This window comes from Brevibacillus fulvus (assembly GCF_016908525.1).
Taxonomy (GTDB): Bacteria; Bacillota; Bacilli; order Brevibacillales; family Brevibacillaceae; genus Brevibacillus_G; species Brevibacillus_G fulvus.
The window spans coordinates 144,104-163,324 of record NZ_JAFBEB010000005.1; the positions used below are offsets into that span (position 1 = coordinate 144,104).

15 protein-coding genes and 1 riboswitch are annotated in these 19,221 nt (G+C 49.6%); of the genes, 3 read left to right on the forward strand and 12 right to left on the reverse strand.

Translation table 11 applies throughout. The features are described 5' to 3' along the window. Positions 1–38 precede the first annotated feature (38 nt). The 9 genes from JOD01_RS09235 to galT form a co-directional block, all read right to left on the reverse strand. Positions 39–1,082: an LLM class flavin-dependent oxidoreductase gene (locus JOD01_RS09235; RefSeq protein ID WP_204518032.1), complete on the reverse strand. Its 1,044-nt coding sequence runs from the start codon at positions 1,080–1,082 to the stop codon at positions 39–41. Positions 1,083–1,187: 105 nt separating this feature from the next. Next, positions 1,188–1,296: riboswitch (SAM riboswitch) on the reverse strand. 123 nt (positions 1,297–1,419) lie between these two features. Further along, positions 1,420–2,433, reverse strand: coding sequence for a galactose/methyl galactoside ABC transporter permease MglC (gene mglC, locus JOD01_RS09240; protein ID WP_204518033.1), 1,014 nt, complete (start codon positions 2,431–2,433; stop codon positions 1,420–1,422). Positions 2,434–2,448: 15 nt separating this feature from the next. Then, positions 2,449–3,963, reverse strand: a complete 1,515-nt coding sequence (locus JOD01_RS09245) for a sugar ABC transporter ATP-binding protein (RefSeq protein WP_204518034.1) — start codon at positions 3,961–3,963, stop codon at positions 2,449–2,451. A 193-nt stretch (positions 3,964–4,156) separates the two neighbouring features. Then, positions 4,157–5,221, reverse strand: a complete 1,065-nt coding sequence (locus JOD01_RS09250; protein WP_204518035.1) for a galactose ABC transporter substrate-binding protein — start codon at positions 5,219–5,221, stop codon at positions 4,157–4,159. 318 nt (positions 5,222–5,539) lie between these two features. Next, positions 5,540–6,757, reverse strand: coding sequence for an ROK family transcriptional regulator (locus JOD01_RS09255; RefSeq protein ID WP_204518036.1), 1,218 nt, complete (start codon positions 6,755–6,757; stop codon positions 5,540–5,542). 31 nt (positions 6,758–6,788) lie between these two features. Continuing rightward, positions 6,789–7,871 (reverse strand): M24 family metallopeptidase, encoded by a 1,083-nt coding sequence (locus JOD01_RS09260; protein WP_204518037.1) that lies wholly within the window; start codon positions 7,869–7,871, stop codon positions 6,789–6,791. 23 nt (positions 7,872–7,894) lie between these two features. After that, the gene (gene galE / locus JOD01_RS09265) at positions 7,895–8,881 is read right to left on the reverse strand and encodes a UDP-glucose 4-epimerase GalE (protein ID WP_204518038.1); all 987 of its coding nucleotides are present in this window, start codon (positions 8,879–8,881) and stop codon (positions 7,895–7,897) included. After that, a complete protein-coding gene (locus JOD01_RS09270; RefSeq protein ID WP_204518039.1) occupies positions 8,869–10,068 on the reverse strand; it encodes a galactokinase in 1,200 nt (399 codons plus the stop codon). Before JOD01_RS09270 ends, galE begins: the two co-directional genes overlap by 13 nt. A 1-nt stretch (position 10,069) precedes the next feature. After that, positions 10,070–11,047 carry a galactose-1-phosphate uridylyltransferase gene (galT, locus tag JOD01_RS09275; RefSeq protein WP_204518040.1) on the reverse strand — a complete coding sequence of 326 codons (978 nt, stop codon included), beginning with the start codon at positions 11,045–11,047 and terminating at the stop codon, positions 10,070–10,072. Between the two features lie 252 nt (positions 11,048–11,299). Here galT and JOD01_RS09280 point away from each other — a divergent pair, with 252 nt between their 5' ends. Continuing rightward, positions 11,300–13,036: a methyl-accepting chemotaxis protein gene (locus JOD01_RS09280; RefSeq protein ID WP_204518041.1), complete on the forward strand. Its 1,737-nt coding sequence runs from the start codon at positions 11,300–11,302 to the stop codon at positions 13,034–13,036. 43 nt (positions 13,037–13,079) lie between these two features. On the opposite strand, the gene JOD01_RS09285 is transcribed toward JOD01_RS09280, so the two are convergent. From JOD01_RS09285 to JOD01_RS09295, 3 genes are read right to left on the reverse strand one after another with little or no spacing between them, the layout of a single operon-like run. Continuing rightward, entirely contained in the window at positions 13,080–14,060 is a 981-nt protein-coding gene (locus tag JOD01_RS09285; protein ID WP_204518042.1) for a phosphatidylglycerol lysyltransferase domain-containing protein, read from the reverse strand. Next, entirely contained in the window at positions 14,057–15,451 is a 1,395-nt protein-coding gene (locus tag JOD01_RS09290; RefSeq protein ID WP_204518043.1) for a UDP-N-acetylmuramoyl-tripeptide--D-alanyl-D-alanine ligase, read from the reverse strand. Before JOD01_RS09290 ends, JOD01_RS09285 begins: the two co-directional genes overlap by 4 nt. Further along, positions 15,448–16,797, reverse strand: a complete 1,350-nt coding sequence (locus JOD01_RS09295; RefSeq protein WP_204518044.1) for a YheC/YheD family endospore coat-associated protein — start codon at positions 16,795–16,797, stop codon at positions 15,448–15,450. The genes JOD01_RS09290 and JOD01_RS09295 overlap by 4 nt, the downstream gene beginning before the upstream one ends. A 203-nt stretch (positions 16,798–17,000) precedes the next feature. Between JOD01_RS09295 and JOD01_RS09300 the strand changes: the two genes are divergently transcribed. Next, on the forward strand, positions 17,001–18,359 hold the full coding sequence (locus JOD01_RS09300; RefSeq protein ID WP_204518045.1) for a YheC/YheD family endospore coat-associated protein: 1,359 nt from the start codon (positions 17,001–17,003) through the stop codon (positions 18,357–18,359). A 155-nt stretch (positions 18,360–18,514) separates the two neighbouring features. Further along, complete coding sequence (locus tag JOD01_RS09305; RefSeq protein ID WP_204518046.1) at positions 18,515–19,204, forward strand: class I SAM-dependent methyltransferase; 690 nt, start codon at positions 18,515–18,517, stop codon at positions 19,202–19,204. The last annotated feature ends 17 nt before the right edge of the window (positions 19,205–19,221 follow it).

Sequence of the window (19,221 nt, forward strand, 5' to 3'; positions counted from 1 at the left end):
ATTCGCTTGATGGTTGCTCTCATTCTTACAAAACCGGGTTATACCTTTGCGCGCAGCCTGTCAACGAGCGGCATCACTTGCTGGGAAAACCGCTCCATCTCTTCCAGCTGTGGCGAAAATTGCAGCAAGAGCAAGTCGAGACCTGCCTCTTCATATTGCACAATCCGTTCGGCGATTTGCTCCGGAGTACCGATCAGATTGGGGCGCAATCCGCGATTGGAAACCGAGTAATCACGCAGCTGAATCTGTTGTTCCAATTGGGATTTGCTGGTGAAATCTTTAAATCCGGCATAACCGTCATTTTCTTTGACATCGGTTATCCGCTCCAATTCGGCGAACGCTTCAGCCTCTGTATCCCGACAGATGACATAAGCCGCCATGCCAAAAGAAGCGAACGGCGGTTTACCCGCAGTTTCCCTGCGCTGTTTCATGTCGGCGATTTTGGCTTGCACTTCCTCCACTGTACCGCCATGCATCACATAAGCATCACAGGAAGAGACAATCGTCTGTTTTCCCCGCTCGCTCTCTCCGCCGGCGTACAGGATTGGATTGGGCCGCTGCACCGGCTTTGGCTCCAGCTTCGCTTCCTGAATCTCGTAATATTTTCCTTTATATGTGAATGTTTCTTCTGTCCACATTCCTTTTAAGACATCAACAAATTCTTTCGTCCGTTCATATCGTTCATCATGTTCCGTAAAAATGCCGCCATACTGTCTTGCTTCCTCTTCCCACCAGGCCGAAACAACATTGAGGGTGAACCGTCCCTTGCTGATCTGGTCAATATTGGCTGCCATTTTCGCTGTGACTGCCGGATTGTGAAAACCCGGACGAACCGCAGTCATAATCTCGATTTTTTCTGTTACTGCCGCCAGAGCCGCCGCTGTCGACCACGCTTCCAGCGAATCGGCATCCGGTCCTTTAATATCATTCAGATACAACTCTGCGATCAAGGTCGTATCATATCCCCATGTTTCCGCTGACTGAATCACTTTTTTGGCGTAATCAAAAGTTGGCGGCATTTGCTCGTCTTCCACATTCCGCAACCAGCCGCCAAAAATCGGCAACCAAAAGCCAAATCTCATCCTGTCTCTCCCCCAACCTGTCAAAAATAGGTGTTTTCATCGCCCTGACCAGGCAGATGATAATAAAAAAACTTCTTCGACAAGAAGAAGTGTGCACATGCTTCTGTCTTATCTCTCAGAACCCGCGGCTCTGCTGGAATTGGCACCATCTACTAGACAAGCTAGCGGTTGCCGGGCTTCATCGGGCCAGTCCCTCCACCTCTCTTGATAAGGTCTGTTCAATTGTATAGTAATCCTACTACATAAGTATGTTTTAGTCAATCGTTTATTCCAAAAATTCAAAAGGCTCAATCATGCGGCCATCATCGCCGGTCTGATTGAGCCCATGTTTGGTCAATTATTTTTTTGCCAGGTACTTTCTAATATCGAATGCAACCGCAGCAACGATAATCAACCCTTTAATAATCAATTGCCAGTATGGATTTACCCCGATAAAAGTTAGACCGTAGTTGATGACACCAAAAATCAACACGCCAGCAAGCACCCCTGGCACGGTACCAATTCCCCCGGAAGTAGACACGCCACCAACGACGCAGGCGGCAATCGCATCCAGCTCATACATATTTCCATAGTTGTTTGTGGCACCGCCGGTTCTCGCTGATTCCAACACGCCAGCCAATCCGTACAAGGCTCCCGCGATGGCATAGATGTAGATCAGGTTGCGCGCCACGTTGATCCCTGACACGGTGGCAGCTTGAATGTTACCCCCGATGGCGTACATATTTTTCCCAATGCGGGTCTTGTTAAAGATGACCCAGACGATCAAGGCGATAACAATCGCAATGATGACGATATAAGGTATCGAATAAGGACCTGAACCAATTGAACCGGAACCTAAAGTCGTAAAATCAGAACGCAGACCGCCGATTGGCTGGGATTCGTTCGGCTTCATATCGAAATAGATCGAGTTGGCCCCTAATACCGCAACCATCGTACCCAAAGTCGCAATAAACGGCGGTACACTAAACTTCGCCACAATAATTCCGTTGATCAGGCCGACGATCAAACCTGCCAAAATGGCCAAAACAATTGGCACCCACAGCGGAAGTTCCGGGAGGTCCGGGAAGAATCGGCGTGGATAGTCTTGTACTTGCAGCATGGAAGCCGAAATAACAGCGGTCAAACCGACCACACGACCGGCTGAAAGGTCTGTCCCCCCGGTAATGAGGACGAACGCTGCGCCCAGTGCGATGATTGCCCGGGTAGAAGATTGCAGCAAAATGTCCCGAATGGTCGTGACGGACAAGAAGCGTGGATCATAAATGGCGATGATAACGATTAAGGCAATCAACACGATATAAATGGCATTGCGGGAAAAAAAACTTTGTACTTTTTTCGCTTGTGTATCCATATTTACCCTCCTTCATTAGGCCATTTGAGCGGCTAAGCGCATGACTTTTTCTTCTGTGGCACTTTTTCCATCCAAAATTCCGGTTAGCCTTCCCTCCGACATAACCATGATCCGGTCGGACATCCCTAACAGCTCGGGCATCTCCGAAGAGATCATGATAATGCTTTTCCCTTGTTTGGCCAGGTCGGCAATGATGGTATAGATTTCGTATTTGGCGCCAACATCGATTCCGCGCGTAGGCTCATCCAGCATCAATATATCCGGCTCTGTCAGAAGCCATCTGGCCAGCAACACTTTTTGCTGATTACCGCCGGACAAGTTTCGGATCAAAGCCTTGTAAGAAGGAGTTTTCACCCGGAACATTTCAATGCTTTTGATCGCATCTTCTCTGCGTTTCTTCTCATCAAGGAGAAGATATGGTTTTTCATAGTTGGAGATATTGGCGATCGCCGTATTTTCCAACACAGACAATACCGGAAAAATCCCCGTGACCCGACGTTCCTCTGTAAGCAGCGCCATCTTGTGCTTCTTCGCATCTTCCGGCGACTTGATCTTTACCGGTTTTCCATTGATCGAGATCGTGCCGGATTGAATCGCCCGCAATCCAAACAACGCTTCAATCAATTCGGTGCGCTGCGCCCCAACCAAACCGCCGATGCCAAGTATTTCACCTTTGCGCAATTCAAAGGAGATGTCTTTAAACGACTTGGAGATGGGAGAGGTGAGTCCCTCCACTTTCAAAATGACATCACCAGGAACATTGGTCCGTTCCGGATATCTTTGGGTCAGATCGCGGCCAACCATTCGCGAAATGATCAAATCGGTTGTCAATTCCGACGCAGGCCACGTACCGATGTATTTGCCGTCCCTCATAATGGTTACATCATCGGAAATCCGCAAAATTTCTTCCATCTTGTGGGAGATATAAATAATCGAAACCCCTTGTTTTTTCAAACTGTCGATAATTTTGAACAAATGCTCTACTTCATTTCCGGTCAAAGATGATGTTGGCTCATCCATGACGATAATCTTGGAATTGTAGGAAACCGCTTTGGCAATCTCAATCGACTGAATTTTCGATACCGACAGACTGCCGACGATGGTATCCGGTTTACAGTCGATCTCCAGACGTTTTAACAGCGCTTCCGTGTCCCGATACATCTTTTTGTGATCGACAAAACGGAATGGCCCAATCCCTTTCAGCGGAAATCTCCCTAACCAGACGTTTTCCATTACACTGCGGTGCGGAACCGGATGCAACTCCTGGTGGATCATCGAGATTCCATGGCCAAGGGCTGCTTTCGAATTGTTGATCTCGACTTTTTGCCCGTTAATAAAAATTTCCCCGGCGTCCGGCTTATAGATTCCGAACAGGCATTTCATCAGCGTCGACTTTCCGGCGCCATTTTCGCCCATCAACGCATGGACAGTGCCCGGGCGAACTTTCAAGGTAACATCGTCCAGCGCTTTGACTCCCGGAAACTCCTTGGAAATGTTGTTCATTTCAAGCAAATATGGATGCTCAGCCATGGTACTCCCTCCCATGATTTGAATGCTGAACTGCTTCAGTGTTTCCATACCAATACAGTTAATGAGTCAGCTTCTACTCGTCGGTTGTTCACTCCGGGCTGCTGACTGCAAGCGAAGGAGCAAGGTCGCAACGAAAGTTCTCTCATCACTCCCCTGCTCCCGCTCTTATATCTGTGTGAAACCGTTGTAATGATTATTGCGCGTCGGCAATGTTGTCTTTGGTGATCTTTTTGTAGGCGATCCAGACATATTTGCCGTCAGTGAGCTCGTAACCAATGTTGTCTTTGCTTGGAGTTTGTCCTTGAGCCAGTACGTTTGCCAGATTAAAGGTAGCGATCCCTTGGTTTTTGGCATCGTTCAGCACGGTTCCCAGCATCGTACCTTCTTGCAACGCTTGCAATGCTGGCGCGGTGGCATCAACCCCAACTACCGGCATGTATTTTCCATCTTTGAAATAGCCTTTTGCTTTCAAAGCTTCAATTGCTCCCAACGCCATATCGTCATTGTTGGCGAGCACCGCTTCAATGTTATCCCCATGGGAAGCAAGGAAAGCAGCCATTTTCTCCTGACCTTTTACCCGATCCCACATTGCGGTATCTTCAGCCAGTTTTTCCACTTTGATTCCTGCTTTTTCAATCGCTTCGACCGAATATTTGGTACGAAGCTCAGCGTCTTGGTGGCCCGGTTCACCTTTCAGCATGACATATTGCAGTACGCCGTCCTTGTTTTTGTCCGCTTCCGGATGGGACTTGAAGTAATCGGCAATCAATTCGCCGGACATGGTGCCGGATTCTTCCGCTTTCGCTCCTACATAGTAAACTTTATCCCATTTTTGCATATCTTCCGGCAAAGGTTCGCGATTCAGGAACACAACCGGAATGTTTGCGTTTTTCGCCTTGTCGATGATCACGCCGGCCGCTGTGCGGTCAACCGGGTTGATTGCCATTGCATTAACCTGCTTGGTAATGAACAAGTCAACCTTGTCATTTTGCGTCGGTTGGGAGTTCTGGCTGTCAACGATCTCAACATCAGCCTTGTCTCCAGCGGCATCGGAAATCGCGTTTCTCACACCGGTCATAAACGTATCGTCGAATTTGTAGATCGCGACACCGATCGATGGTTTCGCCGGAGCCGCCGCACTGCCGCCACCGCCGCCATTGTTGGAACCGCTTTCATTTGTGCTGGCAGTATTTGCCCCCGAGCAGCCTGCGAGCGCTACCATTGCACTGGCAATCACAATTGGAATCAACTTTTTCATAAAAAGACCCCCTGGTTTATTTATTGAAATTCTGTAAAACAATGGGTTGTAAACGTTTTCTAAAAAGGAGAAAAAATCAATCGACTTTTTTGTCTCTCAAACATCCCCCTTATCAGACTTAATTAAATTAATTTACTATATCGTACAACTAGACCCAACTTTCTGTCAACTGCTTTTTTCCTAGGCATGCACACTCGGGAAAAGCGGAAAAGACCCGCTTTTTTCCCAACTTCCCCAGTTCTTTTGGCTTAATTGCAGGACTTTATTTTAGCCGATTTGGCAGCGCTTGCCCACGCTCAAATCTTGGCTAAAAATACGTCAGCTGAATTCAGGCGCAAACAAATTCCTGAGAATCAGCGTGGCCGCCCCGATTGCAGTAGCGTGCCCGCCCAGCTTCGCCGTTTCGATCGTGACCGCCTGGCACGGCGTTTCCAGTGACCGACGCTGAACCTGCTCCCGCAGCGCTTCGAGAATAAACTCGCCGGATTTGGATACGCCACCGCCGATAATGACTTTTTGCGGATTCAAGGTATTGATAATGTTGGCAATGCCAATCCCTAAATACCGTCCCGTGTCGCGCAAAATTTCCAAAGCGAGCGGATCTGCCTGAAGCGCAGCCTGATAGACGATTTCACCGCTGATTTTGTCAAAATCTCCTTCTGCCAGCTGCAAAATGATGCTCTCCCGTCCCTCCCGCAAAGCTGTTTGCGTTCGGGCGACAATCGCCGGTCCTGCCACCAACGCTTCCAGACAGCCATAATTGCCGCAGCTGCACTTCGGTCCATTGGCATCTACCGTTGTATGTCCCATCTCTCCAGCGGTATGACTGGCTCCGCGATACAGCTTGTGGTTCAAAATAATCCCGGCGCCAACCCCCATTCCGACATAGATGGACACGGAATTTTCCACACCTTGCCCATTGCCAAACCAGCTTTCCCCCAAAGCCATCGCTCTCGCGTCGTTCTCCACTTCCACAGGAATTTGAAACGCTTCCTCAAGCGCCTGCCGGATCGGGATTTGCCGCAAATGCAAGTTAGGGGCGTATATGGAAACACCTTCATCAGGATTGACCAGACCGTGCATTCCGACGCCGATCCCGATAATGTTTTGCTGCTGCAAATCAGCCTTTTGGATAATCTGGTTCACGGCATCAATCAAAAGATCGAGCAATATTTCATTGGTCAGGTTTGACGGCAATTTGATCTTCAACGATTGGATAATTTGGGCATCCAACGTAATAGCGATCACTCGAATATGGCTGATGGCCACATCGATACCGATTACTTGAAAGGCCGTTGAGTTAATCCGCAGCATAATCGGCTTGCGGCCGCCTGTGGAATTGCCCAAATCGCTTTCCACCACGAGATTGGATTCTAACAGCTCGCCTACTATGTTGGTAACAGTGGGAGGGGTCAGGTTTGTTTTCTTGGCAATCTCCGCTCGCGAAATAGGGCCTTCAGTGCGAATCACGTTCAAAATTAACGATTTGTTGAGTGATTTCATCAACTGAAAGCTGCCTACCATCCCGTTTACCATATTTCCCCTCCTCTCTCTTGTTGTAGTGGACTTAACGTACCAAAATATCCGGACGTCGATATCTCGCACCGTTTTGTTCTACTTCAATATAAACCCATTCACCAGTCTCGGTCAAAAATTGGTTCCCCTCTTCGCCTACCAACAAAGTATCTTCCGACTTCACGCCGCGAATCGCCGGATTCCAGGCAAACGCCTGATGAAGCTGCACGACGCCTTCCACATCCGGCACGGCCAAAAACTCGCGGGAAGCATAACCGGTTGGCCCTCCCTGGTGAAGAAAACGCCAATCTTCCGGATAACCGACTTCAGCGTACATTTCCAGTCCGCGAGCGAATACGTCCTTAATCAACACGCCCGGCCTTGTCGCCGCATTCATCGCGGCGTCAATTTGCGCCAGTTTGAGGCGGTTTTGCGCCAATTCGGCAGGCAGCGGTCCAAAATGGACAAAGCGCGTCACATTGGCCACCAGCCCCCCTTTTTCACCGCACAAGACGAGCATCGCATACTTCTCCAGCTTTTTCTCTGTCGGAATCGGATGCCTGTATTTGAAGACGCGGTCGTCCGTCGATACGAGAATCACTTGTGGCTGAATGCCTTGTTTCAGCACCTTGGCCGCCATGTGCGCGGCGATCTCGTGCTCGCTCCAGCCCGGTTCGATTTCCCGGCAGGTCGATTCCACCGCCCTTGCCGTCGCCTGACATAACCATTGATAATTGACCTGTTCCTCACGGGTCAATGTATATCGTAACTGTGCCAGTGCTTGCCCCATTTCCCGCAGTCCGTCAAACGGCACATCGCTGGCAATTCTTTTTCCGTTGCATAACCGCCGGATTGCCTCATCTTGCCCTTCGTACCATTCCGGCGTCACAAACTCGTAGCCCAGACCGGCCAATTCCTCTTCCTGTATTCGCGCTGCCTCCATTTTGGTGGCAATACATATCTTTTTTTCCTGCAAAATCAGCAAATCGACAGCACCCAGTTCGGTGGAAAGCACAATATGGTTATCCTTGCCGCCTGTCACCCAGGAAAAATTGCTGCGTTTGCGAAACAACACGCCGTCAAGATTGTGTTCGGACAAAAATACGCGTAACTTCTCAAGCGGTTGACTGACCATTGTCTAACCTAACCTCCTTCTCCTTAGCTTTGAAACCCGTTTGGATGAGCCTGATGCCAACTCCAGGCCGATTTGATAATCGTCTCGAGATCGGAATACTGCGGCGTCCAGCCTAACTCTCTCCGCGCCTTTTCCGCTGAGGCGATCAGCACGGCCGGGTCCCCTGCTCGTCTCGGATGAATTTGCGCCGGGATCGGATGGCCGGTTATGCGTCTGGCCTCTTCGATCACCTGCTTGACGGAAAAGCCTTTGCCGTTGCCAAGATTGAAAATGTTGCTCTGGTTTTGCTTGCGCAGATGTTCCAGTGCCAGCCAATGCGCTTTGGCCAAGTCCATCACATGAATATAATCGCGGACACAAGTGCCGTCTTCTGTCGGGTAATCATCCCCGAAGATGGCGATATGTTCCCGCTGGCCCAGCGCCACTTGCAAAATAATCGGAATCAAATGGCTTTCCGGTTGGTGGTCCTCACCGATCTTGCCGGACAGATGAGCACCGGCGGCATTGAAATAGCGCAGGGAGATCGATTTCAGTCCATAAGCCTGATCGCACCAATGAAACATTCTTTCCATCGCCAATTTCGTCTCGCCGTACGGACTGGTGGGAGCGGTCGGATCATCTTCATAAATAGGCACGCGGTTTGGTTCCCCGTAAGTGGCGGCCGTAGAAGAGAAGACTATTTTCTTCACACCATGCTCCAGCATTACCGACACCAGCGTATGGGAACCGATCAGGTTATTCTCATAATAATCCAGCGGAATCTGCACGCTTTCGCCCACCAGCGAGTTCGCCGCAAAGTGAATAACCGCTTCAATCTGGTGCTGTTTGAAAACTTGCTGCAAAAAGGCGCGGTCGCGCAAATCGCCGTGGTAAAAAGTCCCGCCGGCAACAGCGGCCTGGTGACCTGTCCGCAGGTTGTCTGCGACAATCACTTCCTCGCCTTGTTCCAGCAATTCCATTACCGTATGGCTGCCAATATATCCGCTGCCGCCGGTCACTAAAATAGCCATCCTTCTGCCTCCTCCGTGATCTCCTTCGCTCCATCGCTGCTGTCGCACACGTAAAATGTCGGAACCAACCCTGTCTTCGCAGTGTATTGGCCGGCCACCACCTCTTGAAAATGCGACACTTCTTTCTCTTCGACCAGGCTTACGCTGCATCCGCCAAAACCGGCTCCTGTCATCCTTGTGCCGATGCAGCCCGGTGCATCGACGGCGGCGTCAAAGAGAGCATCCAGCTCAGCTCCCGTAACCTCATACAGCTCCCGCAAAGACATATGAGACTGTTTCATCAGCTGGCCAAACAGCTCCAGATCGCCTTGTTCCAATGCTTGACCGGCGCGGACGACCCGCTCGTTTTCGCTGATCACGTGCTCGACCCGTCGCCGGACGATTTCATCCGGAACGGTATCCCGCTGCTGCTCCCACTGGGCCATGCTCACCTCGCCGAGCGAGCGAATCTCTGGCCAAATTGCCTGCAAATAACCAAGCCCCTGCTCGCACTCTTGTCTGCGTTCATTATATTTGGAGTCAGCCAAGCCCCGCGGTTTGTTCGTATTGGTGATCACCAGTTTGTACCCGTCAATTTTCAATGGATAGTAGTTATAGTCGAGGGTGTCGCATTTCAGCATAACGGCATGCCCTCGTTTGCCCATGCCAATCGCAAACTGGTCCATAATGCCGCAATTGACGCCGACAAAGCGATTTTCGGCACGCTGCGTCAGTTTCACCAGCTCCAGCATCGGCAAGTCGCTGTCTGCCAGTCGAGCCAAAGCCAATGCGGTAGCCAATTCAATCGATGCCGACGAAGAAAGACCGGTTCCGATCGGAATGTTGCCGTGGAACAAAAAATCCGCCCCGGTCAAACGCTGGGCGAGTTCGCTGTCCAGTTCCAGCAATTCCTTTAAAACGCCCTTTGGATAATTGGTCCAGCCGTCTTCCTTTTTATATCGCAAATCGCTCAACAAACAATCTGCCTTCTGCGGAAAATTGGTGGAACGAAACCGATACACTCCATCCTGTCGCGGTCTGACCAATGCCCACGTCCCGTAGGTCAATGCGGCCGGAAACACATATCCACCGTTATAGTCAGTATGTTCGCCGATCAAGTTGACGCGGCCCGGAGCGAAAAACACGCGGATGCCTTCCGTCTGCGTAAACTCATCGGCAAACTGTTTGCGCATTTGTGCATAATCCATTTCATTTCACCTGCTTTTGTAGGTAACGTTGATAAGCCGCCCGGAGTTTGGGGGCTGTTTCCTCTACCGCTGACGGATTGGCGGCGGCCCAAGCTCCCATTTCGGAGGAAGCGTAATATTTTAACCGGTCCTTTTCGCGAAGCGGTGTGTAAAACTCGATATGGAAATGGTAGTACGGTTCCACGTCTTCCCCGTTTACCGGCCGTTGGTGAATAACCATCATGTATGGGAAGAGACGTTCAAACAGCTCATCCATCGCACCTGTCGTATGTTTGAGGATTTCGGCCAAACTGACCCGTTCCTCGACAGTAAAATCGGTAATGGCCGTTTTATGGCCTTTGCTGACGATAAAAACACCGTACGGATAGTCGGTAAAGTACGGAATATAAGCGATAAAATGCTCGTTTTCCATAATGACCCGCTGCCCAAACTCCTGCTCATCACGGTTCATATCGCACAGCAGACAGGTGCCCGCTGTCTCATGGTGAATTTTGCAGCTCTCCAATTCACGCTGGATCTTCAACGGCATTTGCGAGTAGGCGTAAATTTGCCCATGCGGATGCGGCATGGTCACGCCGCACTCTTCTCCGCGATTCTCAAAAATCAGGATATACTGATGCCGCGGGTCTTTCGACAGTTCTTGAAAGCGCTCACACCAAAGGTCAACAAGTTCCCCGATGTGCTCAACGGAAAGCTCCGGCAATGTTTTATGATGATCCGGCGAATACAGAATGACTTCGCATTTCCCATAAGACTTCGCCGCCTTGTACAAGGATGTCTCAACCGGGTCGGGTTCAGGCGGGTCGGGCCGGAGAACCGGGAAATCGTTATCATATTTGTAAACCGTATAGTCATCCGGCACTTTGCCCGAGCCGGGACAAAACGGACAAAAATCTTTTGGCATATGCGGCCGATGCTGTCTGTTCGATGCCACCATTGTCCAATCCCGAAGCAAGGGGTTAAAGCGTAACTCTGCCATATCGAACGGCCTCCTTTAGCTGCTGAGGATGAAAAAGCAAAATATATACTTTATTAAATTAATTAATTATATTATAACAATAATAGAACGATTCGCAGAAATTTTCAATATTTTTTTACCAGAGAACGCTTGGAACCGCAACTTTTTAAGCGCTTACAAAATTTATGGAATTGTTTTATGTATTTGGTATTATAAGGGAAAAGGTTAGACTGAATGGACTACTACTTTCACCGGATGAAGGGGGCATTAACGATGAAACCTTTTAAACAGAAGCAAACCCAAATCAAGGAAAACTCGCTTGCCTTTTCGCTTAGCCGCAAAATCATCGGCACATTTTTGATCGTCTCCCTGCTGGTCGGCTTTACCTGTAGTCTTTCTTACACCTTTCTGAAAAAAATCGATTCCTCTTACAGCGGGCTTTTGCAATCCAATTCGGCCGTTTTGCAACAGGCTTCCAGCATCCAATATTATACGCAATTGCAAAGCAGCCTGCTGTTCCGCTATCTGGTCGACCCTTCTGCGGAAAGGGAAACCCAGCTGAAAACAACCAATCAGGAATTGTCCCGCCTGATCAGCGAGATGGACAAGCTGACCGAGAATAGCGAGACGCAGAAGCTGATTAGCCAAATGGCAGATTCCAATGAGACGTTCGCCCGGCTTGTGGCCAAAGTCGCCGATTATTTGCAGCGGAACGAAGCGGAACTGGCCAAATCGGAAGCGCTCCTCTGGGCGATTCCTTCGACAGATACGTTGTCGCAGGCGGCTGCCAAGATGCAGCAGTTGGAAAAAGACGTGATGGCGGCTGAGACTGCCCGCAATCAACTGCTGGTTGCGACAACTACCCAAACATTGGCCGGCGTTGGCGTAATTGCCCTTTTGCTCGCCCTGACGATCGGAGCGATCCTGTCCAGAATGATCGTCAAACCGATCCGCTTGATGGTGGACACCGCGAAGAAAATTGCCGCCGGCGACCTGTCCATCGCTGACATCTCATTGAAAAACCGCGACGAGTTTCGCCATTTGGCGATTGCTTTTAATCAAATGAAAGAAAATCTGCATCACATTATCAGTCAGGTCGGCGACAATGCCGCACAGGTGGCCGGAGCTGCTGAACAGCTCAATCGCAACGCCAACCAGGTCAATGCATCCTCGGAACAAATTACCCAAATTGTGCAGTTGATTTCTGCCGGGAGCCAGACGCAACTGTCCAGTGTTCAGCAAGGCTTGGCCATGATTGAAGAAATGGCGCGATCGGTTGAGCAGATTGGCGAATTGACTGAAACCGCCACTGATCAATCAACGGTTGCGCTCCAGGCTGCTGGTGACGGAAAGCAAAGCATCGAAGTAGCCAGCCGGCAAATGGGTTTTATTCAGCAAAAAATGAAAGGGCTTTCAGAATCTGTTCACCAGCTTGGCTCTCGTTCCGAGGAAATCGGTTCTGTCGCAGCTGCCATTACAACCATTGCCAAACAGACCAACCTGTTGGCGCTGAACGCTTCCATCGAGGCTGCCAGAGCCGGGGACGCCGGAAAAGGATTTGCTGTGGTAGCCGAAGAAGTCCGCAAACTGTCGCTGCTAACTTCCGGGGCAGCGGACGAGATTACGGCATTGATCGCCAGCATTCGCAAGGAAACGTCCGATGTCGCAGAATCGGCAGAAGCCGGCAGCAGAGAGGTGCAGACCGGGATAGAGGTTGTTTCGCAAGCTGGAGAAGCTTTTCGGCGCATTCAAACTTCCGTTGAAGAATTGGCGCAACAAATCGCCGAGGTGTCGGCCAAGACAAAACAGATTGTCAGACAGACCCAAGACAGCGTTGCCGCCATTCGTTCTATCGATCAAGTTGCGCAACAGGCTGCCGCCGCTACCCAGGATGTCTCCGAGAATGTCAGCGGGCAGCACGTCAGCCTCGAGCAGATCGTCGCTGCCACCAGCCATTTGCAACGGATGGCCTATGATTTGCAAACTGTCCTCAGCCGTTTCCAGGTCTGATGATAAGCCCCACTCGCATGTGGGGCTTTTTTCTGTGGCACTGTTATTTCAACCGTACCCGGTAACGCTCCAGGCTTAAAACCGGACGGAATTTTTCCTTAAAGGCAACCAATCCCGGCACGCCCAAATCGCTGCCAACGTTTAACAGCTCGGCGGACGGATCAACCCGGTTAATCTCTCTCGCAAATTCCACCATCATGAATTCATTGATGCCGTTATAACCTTCCAACCTTTTGGTCAGGCAACCCCAAGCATTGCCCGCAGGCGTCAGCCCTCCTGTCACCATCCCGACGATCTTTTCGTCTATTTCCACAACCAGAATGATATGCTCCAATTCTTTGTGCCTTTTTAAAATTTGCTCAAAATAGACGCCGTCAAAAATCAGGGAGTATTTTTTTCCGGCGGTTTTGCGCCAGTTTTCATTGACCCGCAGCAATTTGCGAAAATCTTCATCGGTATAGCGCCGCACAGTCAACGTCGGATGTTCCCGTTTAAACTTATTGATCGCCTCGCGAATGCGGGCAAAATCTTTGCCCGCCAACTTGACCAGATTTTGAATGCCAAAATGTCTTTCCTTGCCGCGAATTTGCATCACGTCAAAATATTTGCCCATCTTGTCGGATTGCTGCAAAAATTCCAGCTGTGCAGCGTTTACGGTGCGAATCGTTGCCATCGAGAATCCGTTGCCGCGGTTCCAACGATTGCAAAATCTCAAACAGCGGTAAACGGTCTGCAACACTTGTTCAGCCGTGCCTTTTCCAAATGGCAGACAAACCAGGTGCAACCCGCCTTTTCTCATCAAGACGAAGGGGACCAGCATACCGTCGACGATTCTCCACATGACCTTCTTTTCTCGCGATTGCGAGTCGGCCCATAAATAATCGAAGTTGGCCGACCACAAATTAAGCGGATAATCGCACTGTTTTTGAAACTCGATAAACATCTCCCGATCCCGCAATCTGATCTTCCGAAAGGCCCAATCGCGCAAAACAACCCGTCTCGGCTGGTTTTGAAGCAGTTTCATCTCCTTTTTCGCTCCTTTAACAAAACTCGTTTAATCAGCTTGGTACGACTATCCAGCATCGAGGTTTTGATCAGGACGATGGTCTGCTGATTTAGCTGTTGTTTTAAAATGTTGAAAATTTTCCGCGGAGATTTGCAGCGATAAATTCTCTCCAGCGGCATGCCCAATTCAAAGGCGCGCTTGCCGATATGAGCGGCTGTTTCGTCAATGGTAATGAGCGTGTCGATCCCGTAACGCGCCACCTTTTCCCCTACCAGCGCATGCTGCTGCTCCGTCTGCTCTCCCAACAGCTCCATCCGTCCGAAAACAGCCACGGTTTTTTTGCCATCGGCTATTTCCTTCAGCACTTTGAGAGCCGCTCCGGCTGAGGTAGGATTGGAACTCCACGTGTCATCAATAACCGTGCATCCGTTTAATCCTATATGCAATTCGAGATGGCTCTCCACATGATGGAACGATTTTAACCGATCAATCGCCTCCTCCAGATCCATCCCGACTTCCTGCACGGCGGCCAAAGAAGCCATTGCATTGTAGACATTGTGCTCGCCATATCCGGGAACGAACGCGGTATACTTTTCCTCATAGGCGATCAAAATAAAGGTCATTCCGCCCTCGGTATAACGGATATCCATCGCTCGATAGTCTGCGTCCTCGCTTTGGCCAAACCGAATGATCTCCCCCTCAAACTTGCTTAAGTCAATTTTTTTGATGTTTTCATCATCGCCATTGATAATCAGCGTTCCTTTGTTATCCAGTCCTTTGAGGAGTTTGGCCTTTTCCAGGATATAATTCTCCTGTGTCTTGCAATGTTCCAGATGGTCGGTGCCAATAGTGGTGATAATGCCAATCTGCGGTTTGAAATACCGGCAACTTTTTAACAAATCGTTTGGCCGGGCTACTCCCATTTCCATTACCGCTGCGTCCGTGCGCTCGTCAAATCCGAGCAAATATTGCAGATTGCGGTCAAGGGCGTTTTTGCTCTTGTAGGTGGATTGGACGCGATACGATTTGGACAGGATATGGGCGATCATTTCTTTGACGGTCGTTTTGCCGCAGGTTCCCGTTACACCGATCACCGGTATCTCCCAGAGAGAGCGGTAATAATCGATGAATTTCCAATAAGCCCGGTGGCTGTGCTCCACCTCGATGATCGACCAAGAGGGGTTTTTGCCCAGAAAGTAGGCTGGCCGATCCGTAACGATGACCAAATCGCTCAACTGCTTCCATTTGCTTTCATTGATCTTGCTTCTTCGCGCCATATCAAAATACAAACTTCGCCTGCGCAAAAGATGCGGATAGACCACAACGTGGCGAATCGGCTGCTCCTCGCGATTCGTAAGCAAAGTCCCGCCGATGTTCTCCACAATCTCCTTTACATACAAAGTCTTCAACAAGGCTTCCCTCCTTCAGAAAAACCAGAAAGTCTTTTCATGTAGAGCATATTGTTCAGCAGAATTCGGCGGTACATCTCCTGCTGGTTGGCATCCAGGGCAATGCTATGTGCAGGGCTGTAATGTTGAATTTCAATAATCCAGATTCGCCCGTTCGGTTCGACCCCCAGATCGATGCCCATATTTCCGCAATGCAAACCGGTCGCGTCCAAATAGTCCGCGATGCGAATCGCCAGATCAGCCATTTTTTCGGCCTGTGCTTTGGTTTCTTCTTCTGTCAGGAAAAGTGCTTTTTGCAGGGCATCTTCGCCTTTTTCCGCATATCCGCCCGCAGAAATATTGCTGACAACGCTGTTTTGCGCGCCGTATCGGGCAATCATCCCCATATACTCCCACTTGCCTGAGCCGTTTTTGACGACAATCAAGCGAAAGTCAATCAATTTTTTGTGGTAGGTAATCAGCGGAATCGCTTGCTGGATGATATATTTTTGTGACTGCAAAGAGCGCTGCAAAAATTTGGTCGCCATCGGAAATCTGACGAAAACATGCTTTTTGTTCTGATCATCCTTCCGGTAGCGGATCGTAAAGCCACTCTTGGTTAAGGCCCCTTTCATCACGGAAATTCCCATCGTTCCGTCAACCGGCTTCAAGTAGGCTTCTGTGTGCTTTTTCAGAAAGCGGCGTATGCTGGCGGGGGTTTTGTAAATTGCGGTCGTCGGCAAATAAGAACGCAGTTCCTCGTTGTGGGACAACAGGTTGTACATCTCCCACTTATCCAGGTAAAAATCATTGAAGATGGCCCGTTTCCCCAACATTCTCTTGAAGTAGTCAATCCATTTTTGGCTGGATACGTAACCCCGGATAAAGATGACGCTGGGAAACGGATACGTGCCGTGCTGCCATTCTTGCGTTTGCGGATTGTACAAATACCCGTCGATGGTCATTGTTCGTTGATTAACGCCCTCAAGCGCAAAGGCAAGAACAGCTCCCCCAATCTGGTCATAGTGGGACAAATAATCTCGCAGCTGATGAATGTAACGTTGGTTTGTTTTGTTTTTAGGGGAGGTCAAAAAGCTGATAAACGGGCCGATCGCCAGGACATCGTTGAGCATTTTCAACTGATAGCGGCAGCAAAGCGGAATCCGCAGCAGGTTGACGATATCCTCGGACAGTACAATCGCACGTTCATTCACCTCCTTGTCAGCCTCTATTTGCACAAGGGCTGATCGCAGGCCGAAACGCACTTCCTTGTGGGCACCGGACCGCAACCCCAATTCCTCCAGTTGCTTCGGATGTAAGGTTACATGCCTGATCCGCTCGGTGTTGACCAACAGTTTAAGGTACATAGATGAGCCATCCTTTCCGAATCGGATAACCTGCCTCTCCTCAAACTATTCTATAAGCCAAACAGGAAATCTGATTGGGGCATATGCTTTGGGTCAAACATCTATTTTCACAGATTCCACAGGTGTCCAAGCGACTCCACCATTCGCTCATATATTAAGTAGTGGGTTATCAACGAGAGGTAATTGTTGAGAGGAGATTTACCATGGGGATGCGCTATGCAGTTCGTCTTGACTCAAACAGCACGGGCCGTTTCACGATCCATCCGAGCCATGCGATTGAACTGGGGATACATGGCCAAGAACAAGTTGCACTTCGGTTTGGGACGAAAGTTGAGCATGTACGACTTTGCACGAACGATGATGTCAACCCCTTCGACATTTGGTTATCCAAAGATACCTGCAGTTTTCTGCGTCTTCCGCGCTTTCCGGCATATGAACTGCGCTGGCAGGAACCGGAATTGATCATTGGTCCATATATGGGCATTCTGGCTGCTACCACGCACCGCCAGCTTTATCAACGGGTTCGAAAACTGCACAGTTTTGTCAGCAAGTACAAACAGATCGGCGGGGCTGTCCTTGTCTTTTCGCTGGAGGGAGTAAACCGTCAGCATCAAACGATTCGCGGCTTTCTCTATCATCCCTATCAGAAAAGGTGGGTCGAAGGCGTATACGGGTATCCTTCAGCCATGTTTTCCATTTTGGAAGCGAGCATGACGAAAGATTGGGAGAAATTTACGGAGATCGTCAACCATTTGCATCAAGAACTAGGCGATCGGCTGTTCAACTTTCCCGTCTTTGACAAGTGGGAAATGCACAGTTGGCTGTCAAAATACCCGCAAATCGCCAAACATTTGCCAATGACGATTCTTTATCAGCATCCGCAACAAATCTACGATGCGCTGCTCCGCTATAATCGGGTCTATATCAAGCCGATTCTTGGGCGGCTCGGTATGGGCGTGCTGAAAGCGGAGTGGGAAAATGGCGGGGTGCGTGTCAAACTGCGCAACCGGCAACGAAACCGCAAGTTTTTCTTGCGCAACTACGAAGAGTTTGTCACTTTTTTTCGCGACCGCCTGACAGTTGGCCAATATATTATTCAAAATGCGGTAAGGTTGACCGTTCGCGACGGGCGAATCATTGATTTTCGGCTCATCCTCGTCAAAGACCAGGCAGGTGAATGGCAAAATGCAGGTTTGTTTGGCCGCTATGGAGCCAAACAAAGCATTGTCAGCAATATCACCGCCGGCGGCTTTGCCGAAAATGGCGTAAAAACCTTGAGAAAAACGCTTCGTCTTAGCAACGACGAGGCGAATGACTGCCTGCAATCGATGACCGATCTGGCCATTGATGCGGCAAAGGCAATGGAGGACTATGGCATTCACTGCGGAAATTTAGGTTTGGATTTGGCTCTCGATCGATCCGACAAACTATGGATTCTGGAAATCAACAACCAAAATCCCGACCATTATATTGCTTTGCTCGCCGGCGACAAGGCCACCTACCACCAAGCGCGTTTATACAATATGCAATATTGCAAACGTTTGGCCGGCTTTCCGCTGTAACCGTGAAGAAGCCCGGGGCAAGATCCAAGACGCCCACGGGCTTTTTGGCATAGGCAAAATCTATATCAATGATAATTACTATATATTTGAGTAATAGAAAAACTGAATTACAATGAAAGAGAAGGAATCGATTTCCCAATAGGAGCGTGCGGACCATGACGACAGAACAAAATATAATCAAATCGTTTGATCGAGTCGCCGATCAGTACGACAAGCAGCGCAGAAAATTAATCCCCTGTTTCGATGATTTTTACCAAATCGCCGTCTCGTTGGCTGATACCCCGAAACAACAGCCGCGGATACTCGATCTGGGAGCCGGAACCGGCTTATTGTCCGCGTTCTTGTTGGAACGGTATCCTCAGGCTGCTGTCACCCTCGTCGATTTATCGGAAAAAATGCTGGATGTCGCCCGCGAACGCTTCCGTCAGCGCCCTCAAATCACTTTTCTGCACGCCGATTATCTGACCTATGAATTTTCATCGTCCTATGACTTGATCGTCTCCGGTCTGTCGATTCACCATCTGCCCGATCCAGATAAGCAACGGCTCTATCAAAAGGTTTTTGCCTTGCTTGATCCTGGCGGTATTTTTATCAACGCTGATCAAGTCCTGGGGCATACCGCGTACTTGGAATTCCTGTACAAAAATGATTGGCGGCACAAAGTGGAGAGCAGCGGCTTGTCCCAGGAAGAGATCGCTGCTGCATACGAACGAACCAAGCTGGATCAAATGGCCACGCTTGAGGAGCAATTGCGCTGGTTGAATCATTGCGGTTTTTCCGACGTTGATTGCGTTTACAAGTATTACAATTTCGCGGTCATGTTTGCACGAAAAAACAAAGGATAGATGACCGATATGTTCGG